This is a genomic window from Pseudoalteromonas sp. JC28, assembly GCF_013319255.1.
Classification (GTDB): Bacteria; Pseudomonadota; Gammaproteobacteria; order Enterobacterales; family Alteromonadaceae; genus Pseudoalteromonas.
The window spans coordinates 275438-293038 of record NZ_QOKX01000007.1; the positions used below are offsets into that span (position 1 = coordinate 275438).

General features: G+C 39.1%; 13 protein-coding genes and 1 pseudogene. 4 read left to right on the top strand and 10 right to left on the bottom strand.

Features of this window, described 5'->3' with window-relative positions; genetic code table 11:
* Entirely contained in the window at positions 1-1392 is a 1392-nt protein-coding gene (locus DS891_RS16715; protein ID WP_174170416.1) for an oligosaccharide flippase family protein, read from the bottom strand.
* Positions 1393-1639: 247 nt separating this feature from the next.
* Between DS891_RS16715 and DS891_RS16720 the strand changes: the two genes are divergently transcribed.
* The gene (locus DS891_RS16720) at positions 1640-3208 is read left to right on the top strand and encodes an Ig-like domain-containing protein (protein ID WP_174170417.1); all 1569 of its coding nucleotides are present in this window, start codon (positions 1640-1642) and stop codon (positions 3206-3208) included.
* A gap of 52 nt (positions 3209-3260) precedes the next feature.
* Here the strand turns inward: DS891_RS16720 and DS891_RS16725 are convergent, their stop codons facing one another.
* Together DS891_RS16725 and DS891_RS16730 are read right to left on the bottom strand one after the other, a co-directional pair.
* Positions 3261-4454, bottom strand: a complete 1194-nt coding sequence (locus DS891_RS16725; protein WP_302480155.1) for a glycosyltransferase family 4 protein — start codon at positions 4452-4454, stop codon at positions 3261-3263.
* Complete coding sequence (locus tag DS891_RS16730) at positions 4447-5094, bottom strand: sulfotransferase family 2 domain-containing protein (protein ID WP_174170419.1); 648 nt, start codon at positions 5092-5094, stop codon at positions 4447-4449. Before DS891_RS16730 ends, DS891_RS16725 begins: the two co-directional genes overlap by 8 nt.
* Positions 5095-5181: 87 nt before the next feature.
* Between DS891_RS16730 and DS891_RS16735 the strand changes: the two genes are divergently transcribed.
* Genes DS891_RS16735 through DS891_RS16745 form a run of 3 tightly spaced genes read left to right on the top strand, consistent with a single transcriptional unit; the run spans position 5182 to position 8240 of the window.
* A complete protein-coding gene (locus DS891_RS16735; RefSeq protein WP_174170420.1) occupies positions 5182-6336 on the top strand; it encodes a glycosyltransferase in 1155 nt (384 codons plus the stop codon).
* Between the two features lie 31 nt (positions 6337-6367).
* Complete coding sequence (locus tag DS891_RS16740; RefSeq protein ID WP_174170421.1) at positions 6368-7567, top strand: oligosaccharide flippase family protein; 1200 nt, start codon at positions 6368-6370, stop codon at positions 7565-7567.
* Between the two features lies 1 nt (position 7568).
* Complete coding sequence (locus DS891_RS16745; protein ID WP_174170422.1) at positions 7569-8240, top strand: sulfotransferase family 2 domain-containing protein; 672 nt, start codon at positions 7569-7571, stop codon at positions 8238-8240.
* 134 nt (positions 8241-8374) lie between these two features.
* Here the strand turns inward: DS891_RS16745 and DS891_RS16750 are convergent, their stop codons facing one another.
* The 7 genes and pseudogenes from DS891_RS16750 to DS891_RS16780 all read right to left on the bottom strand — a co-directional run bounded on the left by DS891_RS16750 (position 8375) and on the right by DS891_RS16780 (position 17584).
* The gene (locus tag DS891_RS16750; RefSeq protein ID WP_174170423.1) at positions 8375-10222 is read right to left on the bottom strand and encodes a M48 family metallopeptidase; all 1848 of its coding nucleotides are present in this window, start codon (positions 10220-10222) and stop codon (positions 8375-8377) included.
* A 61-nt stretch (positions 10223-10283) separates the two neighbouring features.
* A pseudogene (locus DS891_RS24860) lies at positions 10284-10682 on the bottom strand (sulfotransferase family 2 domain-containing protein); the annotation flags it as partial.
* Positions 10683-11224: 542 nt separating this feature from the next.
* On the bottom strand, positions 11225-12937 hold the full coding sequence (locus tag DS891_RS16760; RefSeq protein ID WP_174170424.1) for a hypothetical protein: 1713 nt from the start codon (positions 12935-12937) through the stop codon (positions 11225-11227).
* Between the two features lie 435 nt (positions 12938-13372).
* Positions 13373-15436, bottom strand: a complete 2064-nt coding sequence (locus DS891_RS16765; protein ID WP_174170425.1) for a secretin N-terminal domain-containing protein — start codon at positions 15434-15436, stop codon at positions 13373-13375.
* A gap of 5 nt (positions 15437-15441) precedes the next feature.
* On the bottom strand, positions 15442-16017 hold the full coding sequence (locus DS891_RS16770; protein ID WP_174170426.1) for a hypothetical protein: 576 nt from the start codon (positions 16015-16017) through the stop codon (positions 15442-15444).
* A 2-nt stretch (positions 16018-16019) separates the two neighbouring features.
* On the bottom strand, positions 16020-16589 hold the full coding sequence (locus DS891_RS16775; RefSeq protein WP_174170427.1) for a hypothetical protein: 570 nt from the start codon (positions 16587-16589) through the stop codon (positions 16020-16022).
* Positions 16586-17584: a hypothetical protein gene (locus DS891_RS16780; RefSeq protein ID WP_174170428.1), complete on the bottom strand. Its 999-nt coding sequence runs from the start codon at positions 17582-17584 to the stop codon at positions 16586-16588. The genes DS891_RS16775 and DS891_RS16780 overlap by 4 nt, the downstream gene beginning before the upstream one ends.
* Between the last annotated feature and the right edge of the window lie 17 nt (positions 17585-17601).

Sequence of the window (17601 nt, forward strand, 5' to 3'; positions counted from 1 at the left end):
TCAAATCTTTTTCCTTATCATCAGTAATGTTAATGGCAACACGACAAACGCTGCGCTGAGAAAACCAATGAAATCACTTTGCTCGGCAAGTAAACAAGTAATCACAAAACTTGGCAAACATAAAACAGCAAACGCTTTTAAATGCGGCATAATCAAGTCTGCTATAGAAATATTGAGCTGAGAAAAAACCAATAAGATGAACGCACTTACTACAAGTGCATTGATAATTGAAAAGTACATAATTGCATCTTTAAAAGCCATGGAAGATAACAGCACTACGCTGCCTAGACGAACGATACAAGAACCAAAATCGAAATAAGCCGCTAGCTTTTGCTTTTCCATTGCAACTAAAACGGTACTAATTGGAGACGCAGTAAATACAAAGTAAATCCATATAGCAATAAACTGGGCAATCTCCCCCGCTTCAATCCACTTTTCCCCGAAAACCACTGCAAATATCTCAGGTAAAAAAGGCAAAGTTAAGGCCATGATAGGCATAGCAATCAGTATCAGTCGATTATGAATATCTAGGGTATTTTTTGCCAACGTTCCAGCAACTAAATAATGTTTGGCGTTTGACATAAAGACATTTCCGACCGCATTACCGATGAGCGTTACGGGTGCAAACAACATTCTATGTGCCAAAATGTAAAGCCCCACGAGTGCCGCTGAGTAGTAGCCAGAGAACAGTACTACAGGCAACATTGTGCTTGAGGTATTAGCCAATGAAGCCCAAAGCGTATACTTAGGAAAGTTTTTAAAGCGTTTAGCAACCGCTAGCAACCGTTTTGGGTTGTAGCCGTTAAAGTGTAACGTATCTCGCTTTTGTAATAAAAACATCAAAGTCGATGCAATAAATCCGAAAGTATGCCCAAGCACTAAACCAAAAACCGTCCACAACGAAAGCCCAACTTGCGCGATTGCTATAATCACGGATTGCGTCACTTTTGACACACTTAACACCCGAAAAGATTCTGTTTTAATCGCGTAAAAATGCAAAAGTTGATAACAACCACAAGCAAATAGCGCAACAGGGATAAGATAAAGCTCACTTTTATCTAACGATAGATTGAGATGCGCTATCAACCATGAATCAAATGCATAGACAACAACTGCAACCACTGTGCAACTCAATATGATCAAGATAAAGCAGAGGTGTAGTAGCACCTTAGCAATTGAATGTTGTTTTATAAGAGGAAGTGCGAGCTCATACTTCAAGCTGACGAGTACTAAAAGTATAGTGATAATACTGACGAACACACCGAAGTTACCAAACTGCTGCGCACTATAGAGTCGTGTCAAAACAGGCGAGATCAGTAACAAAATGAGTTGCGCTGAAGCGGTGCCCGAAACAAGAGTTAGGATATTTTTTAAAAAGTTATTTGTGGCCAAGCGCGTATCTTTTAATTTGCAATATTAACACATCAACAGTCAAACCAGTCACTACGCGAAAAGTATTAACCTTGACTTCATCATCAAACTCCCATTCTAACACGAGCAATGCAACTCATCTACGCCACAAAATACCTTATCGTAAGCCATAATATTAGCGTTCAAGGTATTGAAAAGATATTGCTTGAATTTCGTCCAACAGATACTCACACTAGAGGTGAGCACAACATTCAAGGAGAAGGTATTTATGAAAAGGTCAATAATCTCTACTATCATTGCTAGTGCTTTGTTAAGCGCCTGTGGAGGGAGTTCAGATAACAATGACAATGATGTAATCGGTGGCCAAGGAAGCTTTACTGTAGAAACATCAACAGCATTTACCACCCAAGAAGATACAACCTACACGCTTGTGGTTAGCCCAAAGTCCGCACCAAGTGGAAACGACACATTAACGGTTGAAGTCATACAGTCACCCACTCTTGGCACGCTCACCAGTAGTGGCTTGAGCCTAAGTTATCAACCAGAACCAAACAAAAATGGCACTGACAGCTTCACTTACAAATTTAAAAAAGGTGGGGAATTGAGTAATGAAGTTACCGTCGATATCACTGTCGAAGCGATTAACGACGCTCCCACTATTTCAGGAACCCCCTCGCCCGAAGCTATCAAACTTAACGACAGCTATCATTTCACGCCAACTGTTGAAGATGTTGACGGTGAAACTAGCACATATCAATTCGGAATTACCAACAAACCTAGCTGGGCGGAATTTGATACAACAACCGGTGAGCTAAATGGAAAGCCGGCTAATATTGAACAGCTTGGTAACTATCGGCAAATTGTTATATCTGTACTAGATGGCGAACATAGCGTATCGCTGCCCCCTTTCGACATAGAGGTTGTATCTCAACCATGGCAAGCTTTTTCAGAAATCCCAAACAATCTAGGTAGTCACTTACAGTCTGCGACACTTGGAAAGGAAATCATCATTGCAAGTCACGCAGCATCACTTTCTTCCTCAATGAGCTGCGCAAATGCACCTTTAAGCGCACCTGAGATCCACTTGCTTGCAACCACAAATACGGATTGGCAAGCGTTACCTTCTGCAAACGAGTCTCGCTACTATTATCAAGCTCAAGTATCAAACAATAAGTTGTACCTCTTCGGTGGAACAGAGGCCTGCCCAAGTAACTCCTCTCCTAGGGAAACAATGGAGATCTTTGATTTTAGTACACAACAGTGGACATCAATTGCAGCGCCCAAATTTGCCCCTTTTGAAAATAATGTTCTAGCGAGTTGTGCAAACAATGACACGATTGTGGCGTTCACCCAACAAGGTAACACCACGTATGCTTATCAGCTGGCCACCGCTGATACAACTTGGTCTCACAAACCGGCATCAATACCAAATCTATCGATTACTGACTGCCAGTTTATCGGAAACGAGTTATTTATAACGGCGAACAATACTCAAGAGCAACAAGCTCACTTAATTCAGTATCAACTCTCAAGCACTCAGATACTCTTAAATGAGCAGATACCGGCTGAGCTCTTCGGGAGCTACTATACGCTGACGCATAATGAGCAAAACATTCAGCTTCATAGCGCAGCACACGTTTTGAATTACGATACTCAAACTATGCAGTGGAGTAACCTGTCAAGCAATCCAAGTGCTACGGAGCAACAAGGCTCTGAAACTTACTACTTGCGTGACTTTAAAATGGAGTCTGTTGATCAGAAGCAGTACCAAATTGGAGGTGCGTTTACGACCCAAATGACAAGTCGAATATACCAATACAACCCCACAACAGAGTAATCTTACGAGTCATATTGCTATTTTTGATAAAATCCTAAATAGCAATATTTGCTCACTTTATTAGTGATTTAGCCAATGCATTCCAGCTGTATTTTTGCCTAACAAAAGCCACGCCGTTACGCGAAATTTGCGTTCGCTTTTCAACGTCTGCTAATGCACATGAAATAGTTTTTGCCAAATCACTAGCATCCAATGTATTCACATAAAAACATGCATCGTCACCAAGCATCTCGCAAGTTGCCGTTTTCACAGTCTCTCCTGCGCGAAACGCAATAACTGGCACTTCACAACTTAATGCTTCAAGAATAGTTTGCCCAAACGGTTCATAAGTTGATGTCATAAGAAATAGTGACGCTACCTGATAAAATGGAGAAGTATCCGCTACAGCACCAACGAAAGTAACACATTCCTCAATACCAAGTTTCACCACTAAGGATTTATAATAATCCTCCAGCTCCCCACCACCTACAAGTACTAAATGTGTATGTAAAAGTTCTTTCTGTGCTCGAATTGCATACTCAACTCCCTTTGCCGCGGTAAACCGTCCGACAACGAGTAATAAGTTTTTATCCAAGGGTAATCCCAGCTTGCCTTTCAAGGCGGTTTGAGCGTTTACATCAAGAGAAATAAATTTATTTGTATCTACTCCAGGGCTCACCATTGTCACCTTAGTGCAATCAAAACCAATTTGAGCTAACTGGTTTAACATATTACTGCTAAACACAAAATTTTTCTCAGTTACCTGTAAAGCAAGTTTTTGAATCGCATGATGATAAAAAAGCGCTAACCATTGTTTGACTTGCCTTAGCCCTTCCACCTTATGAGTATTGCTTGGCTGGTTTTGGAATTTAACAACACCTGGTAATAAATAGCTCACTCGACTAAAACCAGCTAATCGAGCATGGATAGTCGTAATGTGATAACGACTTATGACCAAAGCATCACCAAACTCAATTCTTGCAGACCTAAAGCAACGTCGCATATTTTGCCAACCCAAAAGGGATGCTTTCAACTTAGAGTGCTGTTGCCCATGAAAACAAACGTCATACCTCCAAATGGTTGCGTATTCGGTAGTTTCGCAAAGCGGTAAGGTTTGTTTATTAACAGTATTAACGTTACTAACAATGATCACAACTCGAAAACCCAACTCATGATACGCTTTACTCAATTGCATTAAGGAATTTTCGACCCCTCCAATATTAGGAAGGTAAGCATTGCTTGTGAGTATAATCGTATTCCTACTCATTGAAGCGATAACCTAGTAATTCATAATCAACTTTATATAAACATTGAATTTTTTCGAGCTGTTGCGGGGAGAGCGCCTCGGGTAATGTTGAAGCCCCTTTATTTAACCAAGGTAACTCCATTGTCCATCCTTTCAAAATACAAAGCTTACGCCAATCGTGATTCAAAGATTCATAGCGTAAAATAGTATCAACTTTACATTGATACTGAGAATCAAATATATAGTAGCTCTGTGGTTGAAATAAAGGTTGAAACAACACAAATTCAGGAGTCAATATCTTATCTACAAATTCCGTGAACGTTCTGGCATTACTTAGCACCTGCTGTTGCAACGCCCTATCCCCTTCACTCTGGTTACCACCCTTTATCACATAGTTGTAAGCAGAATATAACCTTGCTAAGGGCGCTCTAACGATAGCAAACTTATGATAGCGTTCAAAAAGATATGGGTTAGATTCATTATAATCAAACCACTTAGCATGAAGCCGATAACCTCTATAGCCAAATGCCTTTAAGACACTGGTACCTGCATTTTTTGGAATGTGAATAAAAATGCACTGATTTCTTATCATATAAGATTTATACGGGTAGATAGGAAGTGGCAACCAGCGTTTAAGAAGCCTTGTTAGCTTTTTAATCATCGCAAATATCAAAGTATTCTGTAAAATTAGGTGATACTATACCAGAACAATCGCTTGGCTGTTTAGCAATACGACTCGAATTACAACATGCATGTATTATTTTTACCCTCTTGGTATCACACCAGTCAAAAACCAACCTTAGGCTCTTTTTTCAAAGAGCAGGCACTTTCGTTAAAAGAACATGGATGTAATGTGGGCATTATCTATCCCGAGCCGGTTTCAATAAAACATGCCTTGACTTGTACATTACCTTCTCAATTAAATGATGTACAAATCAATACCAAAAGAAATCGATATTTTACTTTACCAGCACTGTACCGAATAAACTTAAAACAACGAATAGTGCAGTATCAAAAACTGTTTGAGCAATATACTCGAGACTTCGGGTTACCTGATGTATTACATGCCCATAGCTGCTTTTATGGACCTGGAGGAGCAGCTGGTCTTGCAGCACAACAAATAGCCCAACAGTATCAGATACCCTTTATAATTACAGAACATGCATCAGCAGCAAAATTATCGACAACGCCTAAATTCGAGACACTATTAATAGGTCAAGCCTACCGTGCGGCAAATCAATTAATTTGCGTCTCGGAAAGCCTAGCTAGCATCTTACGGGACAGATTTGAGTTAGATAGGACTATTGAGATCATTGGCAATGTGGTTGACTCAGAGTTATTCACCCCTAAAGAAAAAATACAAGATGATTTCACTTTTATTACTGTGGCACACCTAAGGCCAGTTAAACGAGTTGCTAGCATTGTTAGCGCATTTTCATACATCACTGAAGAACACCCAAAAGCCAAACTATTAATAGTTGGAGACGGAGAAGATAAACAAAAACTCAAAACACTGTGTGAGTCGTTGAAATTAAAACAAGTTAAATTTATTGGCGATAGCTCTAGAGAAACCGTCGCTAAACTGATGCAATCCAGCGACTGCTATGTTAATTGGTCCGAATATGAAACCTTTTCTGTTGCTGTGCATGAAGCACTATCTTGTGGATTAGAAGTCATTAGCGCTCCGTGTGAAGGGCCTGAATACGTCGTTAAGAAGCTAAATGGGAAAGTTGCCGAAGACGCCACGATTGATACCCTCACCAAACTCATGTTTGAAGTACTGAAAAAGACGTCGTGTGGCTTAAATGAGCACAATCAAAGACATGCTTACATCGATAGCAACTTCAGTAGAGATGCAATCGCACAACAATTAATACGAGAGTATAACGCAATTGTTAAGTAATAATTTTCTAAGCCAAATAAGGCTTCCACTATTGCTAAAACTACTTACAACGGCACTGGGCTTTCTAGTTAATTGGTACTTTGCTCAAAAATTATCAACAGATGATTTTGGCCTATTTGCCTTATTTCAACTACTCATTCTGTTTATTGTAGCAATAAGTAAATGTGGACTGGACCAAGCTGCGATTCGCTTCATTGCATCACAGCAACACACTGATATTGCAAGGTTTTTACCGCGTATATATGCTGTTTTCTTTACCTGCATTTCTATCACGGTAGTGACAACTGGATTACTCTGTCACTTTTATAGTTTATTATCCATTTCAGGTATCTCTACCTTTCAATTTTGGACATTACTGCATATAGCCTCATTCGCCACTGCAATAATCAATCTAAACGCATGCATTTTCAAAGGCTTATCAAAACCCAGCTTATTTACCACATTCAGTGGATTTGCTAGCCTCTGTATACTGCTCTTTGGTGCTTCAACCATGCCTTTGAGCACTCTTGCTTTGGTATTGTATCTTGTGACTGGCACACTGTGCATTACAGCTATTACTAGCCTATTTATTGTAATTAAACTTCGCCCCCCTAGCACCACAACACCCCAACCACGCTATTCATTCTGGATAAGTGCAAAAGCGTTTTGGATTAGCGGTTTAGTTTATTTAGTGGTGCAACAAGGGAGCCAACTATACCTAAGTACACAAGTGTCTCTTTCGCAACTTGGCGTTTATGCCATCGTAACCAAGCTAGCGATGCTCCCAAGTATTTTTTTGTTTGCCTTAAATAGTGTAACGGCCGCAAAGTTCGCAAAAAGCTACTCACAACATCGTCTAGATGAAGTAAAGCAACTGTTTTCACTTAGTCAATCCACATCTATTTTCGTCGCCGCAATCACGGTTTTACTGTTCTATTTTTATTCAGAATATTTATTAGGCATTTTTGGCGAGGATTATAAACAAGGTGAATTATGGTTACTGGTACTTATAGCTGGTCAAGTTATTAACCTTATTACGGGACCTGCAATCACACTGTTAACGATGAGTGGCCAAGAAAAAACCTACCAAAATATTAGCATATTCACTGCTGCTATTACTGTTATATTGGCCATGCACCTCATTACTAATCATGGTCCTCTGGGCGCAGCTATTACAACAGCCATTGCAATGAGCACGCAAAACCTCCTCGGATATTACTTCGCAAGATACAAAATACTTAGGAATCATTAACATGATATCTCACCAACATCGCTGCATCTTTGTTCACATACCAAAAGTTGCAGGTCAAAGTATTGAAAGTGCATTTCTTAATGAACTTTCCTTAACCTGGGAAGAAAGAGCGCCACTTTTACTCAAAAAAAACAGTAACCCCCAGAAAGGTCCTCCTAGACTCGCTCATTTAACCGCCAGCGAATATGTGCAACTTGGCTACATAGCTCCTGAGCAATTTCACGATTACTATAAATTTAGTTTTGTGCGCAACCCTTGGAGTAGGTTGGTATCAGAATATACATACAAGCAGCACCCGTTTAGCTTTAAGCACTTTGTACTGGATTACCTGCCTAGCTGCGACTCTGATGATTATCAAAACCATATAGGGAACTTAAGGCACTTAGTTCCACAACATTGTTTTCTCTATGAAGGAAATGACTGTTTAGTAGATGCTGTTGGTAAATTCGAAAACTTAACGAATGATTTTGAGACTATCAGCCAACGCGTTTTTGGACATGTTGTCGATTTGCCATACAGAAATAAAACAACAAAAAGACACCCACTGCTAGAAAAGTTAATTGGTAAGAAAGTAAAGCCTTCTTATCAATCCTACTTTGACAACGAAACAACTGAATTTGTTGCTGACTTTTACAAAAGGGATATTGAGTTGTTTAAGTACCAGTTTGAATAAATGCATATTTTATGCATCGCGATCACCAAATAACATTGATGCCAATCACGTCAGTTAGGTTTTTACGAGGTCTACAATCGTGAGAGATTGTGATCGGCATCATGTTATTACGTATCGTTAGCTTATTTAACTACCTAGAATAAAGTTATTGAATGTTTACTCGCATATCTCTGAATCATGGATTTAGACTCCTTACAAAGCAGGTTGACACTTTCAATAGCGCTATTCTCTAGTGCACTTTCAGCAGCCAGTGCTTCAACTTCTCGCCAATAGCTAATATTTTGCATCAGCAACTGCCTTTCGAAACTCTTCACTAAGTCTGCAAGTATTGCGTCATTGATTTTATCTTTATCCATTACACTTAAGAGAACGGTCTGTATAGCTTCTCTTAGTAATTCTGGATGCTTCGGTGTGATAAGTAGTTTATCGATGCCGACGCTTTGCTCCTTTACTGCAATATTAGGCAAAAATGCCGCTAAATGAGATGTTCTATTTGATTGATTCTCTGCGTCAAGTACTGCTGTATTTCCAAATACTTCAAACTCAAGTTCTGCTAATGAGATATGACAAGGAATAGAAAACAAATAGTCGCTGTCACGATCAACAAACCCATAAACTAAATACGTTAAAAGCGGGTCAAATTGATTGTAATTAACGAAAACCTCGGCTTCAGCGTTACTAGGTACTGCCGATACTGATATACCTTTGTCACTCAACTTATATGGTGATGCACCACATCTATGGTTAAAAAAATCAATGATAGATAATAGACCTGAGATATGTCCCTCTTCTTTTCTCTTATATAACCTACGCTCATAAGCAAATTTTCTAGAGCCAAAAAAGCTCGTAATAAAGAGCTCATCCCACTTCCCTTCTAAGGCTAACTGTTTATGCATATTTACCTTGGCATTAAAACTTTTGCCATCACAGAGCTTTATAAGCAAGCCGGTATCTTGAGATAAAGAGAAAAAAGGACACTCCTCTTTCCACTGTGTTACTTTATCTGCTTTGTTGTAAAGCTCTACCATCAGTGACATCGTTTTGACCGCTGTTGGATTTAATAGCTCTTTTTTTGGTGTCGAGATTAGTGTATTTCCATTTACTTCAAGCTCAAAATCGTCTAGTAAAGGCATACATTCCAGTGGAATATCAATAAGTACCTCAGGTTGCTGATTAAAGGCTTTAATACTTAAATTACCTTGGCAGGCAACTAACCTTAAATCCTCTGAAACACTTCCACCGTAACGCTTGATTTCTTCAACTAACTGTCTAATGATTTCTGCAACTTCATTGCTATCGGATACAATCAACTCCTCAGGCTTTTCTGCTGTGAGTTGTTGCTGAATTTGCAAGCCTTGCAAATATTGAAACCAATCTTGATGCGAAAATCTATTGGAAAATAACTCCAACATATTCATAAACCAACTTTGTTTATCAGCCTCTTTTAGCGTTACTAATAGGTTTTTCGCCTCTTGTTCAGGAAAAGCGTTACTTTCTCCTTCGATAATCAGCATTTGCTTTTCAAAGCTAGTTTGATCGCCTTTAGCCAAATGTGCTCTTAATGTAATAACTAAGCCTAATGCAGCGTAATCCGAATAGGCCATAAGCTTGGCAGCTAATGAGAGCGCTAAATCGTATTGGTTTAGGCTAAAAGCTAACTCCGCAGCGACAATCCGCATTTTAATATTATCGAAACCAGGATCAAACTGAAGTGATAGCTCGAAAGCTTGCAGAGCCTGCAGTTGAAACTTATCACCTAAGTTTTGATAGCAAATACCTGCATTTCGGTACAGAACAGCTTTTTGACTCGATGTGGCAGCTAACTCTGCGGCTTTTATGAGATTTATGGCAGCTAAACCATATTGCCCCACACCATGTTGAGCCATGCCAAGCAGTTCTGTGACCCTAAAACCACTGTCATGGTTAACTAGTTTTTTTGCTAGCGGCAATGCTTTTTTATACTTCTGTTTTTCTATTAACAACTCTAGCTGGGCTAAATCTTTCATTTTTTTTCCTGTTATTCAAAGCGATAAGAGAGCAGCTCTATACCACGAGCGTAGAACCTTTCAATAAACTGAGCCCCTTTATCGCGTATGGACTCTGGTAGCCTACCTTATTTCTATAAAATAAGTTTAACACTTTCTTAGATGAAGACTTATTTACATGAGGTAAAAGTTCATCATGACCAAAAAGTTGTAGAGACAATGCCTTAAAGCCTTCATTTATCGTTTCAAATCGACCGATAAAATCAACTTTAAATACATCTCTGTGATCAAATATACACTCACTTTGAGGAATAATATGCCGATATAAATCATCCCCATTAGCATAATTGTCGTGTGTTTCTACTGGAAACCTTTTTAGCAAAAAGTCATCAAAACTACAATCATGCTGGCGATAACAATATTCAGACCAAACTCTTTGCCAAGGATTCCTAACAAAGGCAAATTTGAAGAGCTCTCATCATAGTCCACCTCCCCCTGTCTACCAATACGGGTTTTCACACCACATGGCCACCGTGTTTTCATCAGACAATTTGTGAATTTGTTTAATATATTCGAAGTAGGCGGATAGGCTTGGCACCAGCGCCTTTATCGCCATAGTGCTGTTTGAATCGGCCTCTAGGCGCAGTCAATCAATGATTTTTGCCAGCTTCATGGCGTGGTGAAACGATATCAATAAGCTCGACTTGAAACAGTGTTTTTTGTGGTGTTTGCATGGTTGGTTTTATTTTTATTTTTACACTCAAATTGTAATGTTTTGGTTGTGTGATTCAAAAAAGCGGTAATTTGAGGGTAGTAAGATCGTTTAGATCTTCAACTAATTCAATAAATTAAATTGGTTTCAGGAGCGAGTAATTATTCCGTGCTAGGTATCTTGTAGCAAAAAGCAACTGTTTAGATTTATGACGTAGTTTTATTTTTCTCTAACAACAAAAAGGCGAGCTAAGCTCGCCTTTTATAAACTAGAACTAATATCAAATATTAGTTGTTAGTTTTGAAAGTACCTAAGTGGATACGGTCTTGACCGTCAACCTCAACCTTAGCACCGCCGTATACGTGAACGTCTCTTGAAGGAACGTTAGTAACGATTTCTAGTGCTACTTTGAAGCCAGACTTTTCTGAATCGTAGCCTTCAGCTTTAAGTGCATCAGTAACGATGTTAAGCATGTTTCTTACACCTGGTTTAGCGTCTTTAACACCTGCAGCCGCTAGTGGTTGCCACGCGTTGTGCTCGTCTTCAACCATGTAACGTACAGTGATATCACCAGTACGAGTACCAGCGTTAGTGTGACGTAGAATTGGTTGAGTGTTCGGACCAAACGGCATGTAAGGAACGATAACTACAGAACCATTAAGCGTCCACGCACCTGCGTTTGTAGCAGATAGCGCTGGCATGTTTACAGCAGCTGTAGAGAATGCTTTGTTGTCTTTAACATCAACAGCAACAGTGAAGTCTTGAACTGGAATCATTAGATTCTCAAGTTTGCCTTCATCGTGACCAGGAACGGTAAATGTGATTGTTGCAGAAGTATCAACTGCACCAGTTACTGTGCTAACTACTGTTAGTTTAGTAAGATCTGTGTTTACAGCGTAAGACTTAGCAGCGTCGTTTGTTAAGCCAGCAACTTTCACAGCTTTACCAAGTTCAGCAGAGCTTAGTTTACCATCTTTGTTGGTGTCGATGTCATCATCTAGCATCCAAGAGAAGTCACCAGTAATAGTGTAATGTACTTCAGCTGGAGTAAGCTCTAGGTTGTCAGTGTTTTTCTTCATTGCAACTACTAGTGCATCGCTAGTACCAGTAGCAAACTCTTGACGATCTTTACCTACATCGATAGCTGCATCTAGAAGAGATGAAACTGACGCTGTGTATTGGTTTACAAGTGTAGTAATAACACGAGCAGAAGCCACATCGAAGTCAGTACCAGAAGTGTTAGTTGCGAAAGAATCAACACTTACTGCTGTGTCTGAAGAAAGACCTTTAGAGTCAAGGAAAATACCACCTAATTGTAGTACCGCACCACCTTTAACAAAGTCGTTTTTCGCGTTTACTGTTTGAACAGTAAAACGTACACGCTCTGCAGTGATATCTAGGATATCAAAAGAGAAGTTAGCTGGAGCAGAGCTCAGACCATCGTTACCAACAGTGATTGTTGGAGCAGTTGTTTTAGTAAGGTCAACTTTAGCGCCAGAAAGGTTTACAGTGATAGTATCTTCATCTTTGTAACCACCGATACCTGCAACAATAACAGGCTTGATTTCAATCGCTTTAACTGAAGAGTACTCTAGACCATCTTTAACACTTGATGTAGATAGACCTGGTTTAACAGAAGCTGTACATAGACCATTATTAGTCATCTTAACTTCATTTTTGTTAAGACCGCTTACTACTGCAAATGCTGCTTTATCGCCAGCTTTACCAGAAGCTGCAACAGTATATTTGCCGCCCGCACCGTCGTCATTAGTAAGTGAAACACCTAAAGCTGACGCTAATGCTGTACAGTTATCATCAGCTGCACCATTAAAAACTTTATCAGCACCTAGTGCTTCACCAGCTACACCTTTAGCATTTGCTGTGATTGCTTTTTCAACGTCAGCTTGAACAGCTGATGATGCTTTTGTGTAAATTGTCGCAGCGTTTGCAGATACTGCTACGCCAGATACTGCTAGCGCTAGTAGAGTTCTTTTGAACATATTTCCATTCTCCAAGTTTCATGAAACTGAAATAATAGTTTAGAGTGTTCTATCATTTCAAATAATTTACTTGTTATTGTACTTAGGCCGTCGCCTAAGCAACAACCAAACAAATTAAGCAATCGAGAGTGTAACCATTGTTTTATAAATTAGTCAACATCGGCACCACTTTTCGACTACAAAATAAACAACTTACTAAATTATCCATTTTTCAGTTGCTTTCAATTTGCTTTGTTAGTTATAAGTTAGTTAACAAAACAAGAATCGTACTGAGTGTACTCAAGTTTCTCCCAGCTATCAAGCGAAAATAGCGTAATAAATATATAATTTTCCTAATTTTGAAGCTATTCGAACCTATGTGTACAACGTTCTGTATTTCCACACATAAAAATACTACGACAAGTCTAGATCATTATTATGACAAGTAGTGAACACCTAAAACGAAAGTTGCTCAAACTTAGTCCTAAACGCTTCTTTTATGTCTTTCCATTCGTCGTTAGATTGAATAACGCGTGGCGTAACGAGAATAACTAACTCCGTCTTATCGCCATCTTTAGTATCTGCGGAGAATAATTCGCCCAAAATTGGCAGATCTTTAAGTATGGGTACACCAGAGTCATTTAATGAGCGGTTTTCACTGATAATTCCACCAAGCACAATAGTTTGGCCACTTTCAGCAACCACTTCTGTCTTTATGGTTCTGTCAAAAAGTGATGGATTTCCACTTGTCGAGGTAGTCTGCTGTAATTCATTTGAGACTTTCTGAGATATCTCCATGAGTACAACACCTTGCGCGTTCACCGTTGGCTTTACATCAAGCTGCAGACCTGTCTTTCGGTATTCAATTGATGTGGTTTGTCGCTCTCCATTAATTGGATCTGACGTTGTCTGGCCTATAATTGGAATATCTTTACCTACATTGATCGATGCTTGCACACCATCTCTTACAACGATAGATGGGCGGGATAAAATATTCACAAGCGAGTTCTTCTCAAACAAATTAACTGCGACTTTCCCCCTATCTCCGGTCAGGGCATAGGATAATCCGCCAAAGCCGCCCTCCCCCATAAAGGCACCTTCCGTGCTTAAGCTATAATTACTGCTTCCTTTAAGTAGAAACTCCACCCCTTGTTTAAATTCATCTGTCATAGACACTTCAGCAATTACCATCTCAAGCATCACCTGTTTTGGTAATATATCTAACCGCTTAACCAGTGGTAGAATTTGCTGGTAGCTTTCCCCCGTTGTATAAAAAATAACGGAATTAGAGCGTTCGTCAATAACCATTTTCAGGTCTTTATTCGATGCGCTTGTGACACTTGGGCGTGACGCGCTTGAAGCGGCCTCATTGGCGACAGAAGTTGAGTTGGAGAAACTCCCTCCATTACCAATTAACGCTTCAAGGCTTTCTCCCATATCCACTGCACGTGAATATTTAGGTTGGTAAATAAAATACTGTTTTTCAGCCGTATTAATCGGTTTATCCAGTTCTTCAGCCCAAAACACGACCCTGTCTAATAATGAGCGCTCATTCGCAAACATGATCAAGCGATTCTGCTGCTCTATATTAACCACGGTTACGGTGCCAGCCGTTGAACTCCCGGTCTGTAGGGTGATCCCTTCTTGTTTAAGCAGCTCTGTCAAACTGTCTAACATTTTCTTTGTTGGCATATATACAGATTGGTATACACCTATTTCACGGTTAGCAAGACTAGGCCTGTCGAACATATTTATGAGCTCAAGCGCTCTAATTATCTCGTTTCTTTTTCCGTAGACATTTATGGCATTTCTCTCTACATCAGAAGAGGCTTTTATACCGAGCATTTGTCTTAATGTGTTCGCCATTCCCATTTGCATACCATAAGTGAATGGCACCATTTGAATAATTTCATTACTGGTTTGAGGTACATCATCTACAGACTTACCATATCCAAACACTACATCTTTAAGCGTGCTATTACTGTCTTCTTTTTGATGCACGTAAAAAATATTATCTCGAAACCTTAACACGTAGCCTTTTTCTTCCAGCAGCTCGCGTGAAAGTAGAAATAACTTTCTTTCACTCACTTGATCTTGAATATTAAGCGTTATCGTTTGATTATCATCTTTAAGCTCATCAGATAACACATAATTTAGTTTCAGCTGATCGCCTAAAACATAATGTAAAAAGTGAATTATCCTCAGCGATTCTGCACTAACAGAGAGCATTTCTGTATTTGAAAACCTATCGATAACATCATCTGTTACTTTTGATTCGTTGATGTATGTACGATATTTTGGCAAAAATTGTAGCGAACCATCCGCTATCTTTTCTTTATTGTTAACGCTAGTTTCGCCAAGAAGTTCAGCCCCCTCAACTTCAGTATTACGAATATTTTGCTCGATATAGGATTTGTCAACATTATACACTCCGACATCTTTGGGATTTGTGGACTTGCATGCCGAAAGAGTGAGTACCGTGATCATACTAAAGCAGAATGACTTATTAATTTGTTTCATGAGCTTTACTGCACCTCTTGTGAAGCTGTTGGAAGTTGGAACATCGTTAACTGTATTTTTTGTTCACGGCTTTCAATTGTTCGAGTTAGTTCTATACTCAATGAGTTGATCACTCTGACTTTAAAACTAAACAAATCACTATTATTTGTCACCTGTGAAATAGATAACTCACCAGTTTGCTTATTTTCCACTTCAATAATAACCTGAAAACTTTCGCCTTTACTGATAACTGCCTTCAATTTTAGAACATTGTTATCAACAAAAACTTCTGTCAACGAACCACTTTGGGTGTATTCGTCTTCTTTTGTAAACTGTTTCTCTACCGGCTCAGACGATTCGACTTCTTCATATCTATATCCATCAAAACTTTCTTTATACTTAGATATAGTGTGGTTTGAAATCCCCCACTGAACTCGTGCCAATGCGCTAATATCGACTTCATTAGGCGATATTTCGCTTGATGCCCAAAAGGCTTTATCACTGAAGTCTATAACACAAAAGATTATGGTTAGACTCATGGCTAGCATAACAATTTTTGGATATATCCCGCCCACTTTGGCACTCATATTAGCTAGAACCATGATTACTCCTGAAAACCGGCACTATTGGGATCAAAATAAAACTTACGATTAAGGTATACACTAAAAATGCCAAGCTGTTGTTCTCTTTGACCCCGAAAAGATAATCTAAACTCTGAGTCAATAGCTAACTTATCTTTAGCTTTTATATCGAGCAAATAGTCAACAATTTTATCGCCATCCCCTTCTATTTGAAGCTCTAAATCTAATCGGCCAAGTCCTGAAATTGGTTCGATAAAAGGCGTTTTCCAACCAAAACGTTTAATTCGCAACTCTTGACTTTCAGCTAAAGACTGCCATCGAGTTTGCTCTTCTAACTTAAAGTCTTCTATATTTTCTACTTTATACAGTAACCGCTCAACATCATTAGCAACTACTTGGAGTTGCTCTGAGGTTGCATTAATATGTTCTTTATTTTCTATAACTGATTTTGCCTTGTTCAACTTCTTTTGAGCCAAAAGGAGCGCTTCCCCTTTTGATTCTTGCCAACTTAATACTGGCACCACAACGAAGTTTAATATAACCAAACACGCGATTATAGTTAATGAAACACGGTATTTATATAACTCTTTCATTTATTTACCTTTTCAATAACATGTGTGTTGCTTAACGTAAAACTAATAGTAAACCTTTCATTTGCCCGACTTTGGACCACAGGTAAATCAAACTTGGCATCACGAACGCTAGGGTGCTCTTTGACAATAGCCAATATATCTGTTGCCTTTTCGGCTTCAGCTCTAAACACAAACCGCCCTGACTCAAACAATAGGTTCGACATTTTTACCTTGCTAAATACATTTGTCATGACATAAAGTGCAGCTGGATAGTTTGCATCTTGAGATACAAGACGGTTAATTGCATCTAACTTCGTTTTGGTTTCATCAAACTTATTTTGATTTTCAATTAATGAAAAAGCAGAAGACTCGATCGATTGGTATTTAGAAGTGACATAAAGCTCTTTCCCGATTAGATATAAACTAGATGCAGACAAATATATAAACAAAACCAAAGAAAGCGGTAGTATAACGCTATTTGTAAGCTTGATCTTGTCAATCCCAGCCGCTTGACTGTTAAAAAATGACAAACAAAGTCTAAGTGAGTTAAAGCTCGCCAAGTTAGTAAGACTATTTATTAAAAGTGAGTTGTCAGCTGATTTAAACTGTTGAGAAAAGTGCTGGGGCTCACCGATTGAAAGCAAAAATTTTTCCGCTGAATTAATCAGGCCAAATTTCCTCGTAACCTGAAAACTTCCTTCTGAAAAGCTCATATAATAACTGCTGCGATGCCCTTCAACCTCCAGAAATCTAAGTTTATTTGCACACAAATAAAATAGCGCTTCTGGTACAGTGAATACACTTTTTGGCACAGCATCACTGAACCGCCAATAGTTTACCTCAGTTTTTTGAGAAAGCTTTTTACCAACAGTCCAAAATTGCCCCGTATTGCGCTTAAGCTTTAATGCTCTTCTTACGTCAGCATCCGTGGTAAAAGGAACCGTTCTCAACTCTGTTTTGTAATGGTCACTAGACACGATCACCACTAAAGGAGTTATCTCTTTTTGCTCAACCATACGTAACTGCTTTTTAT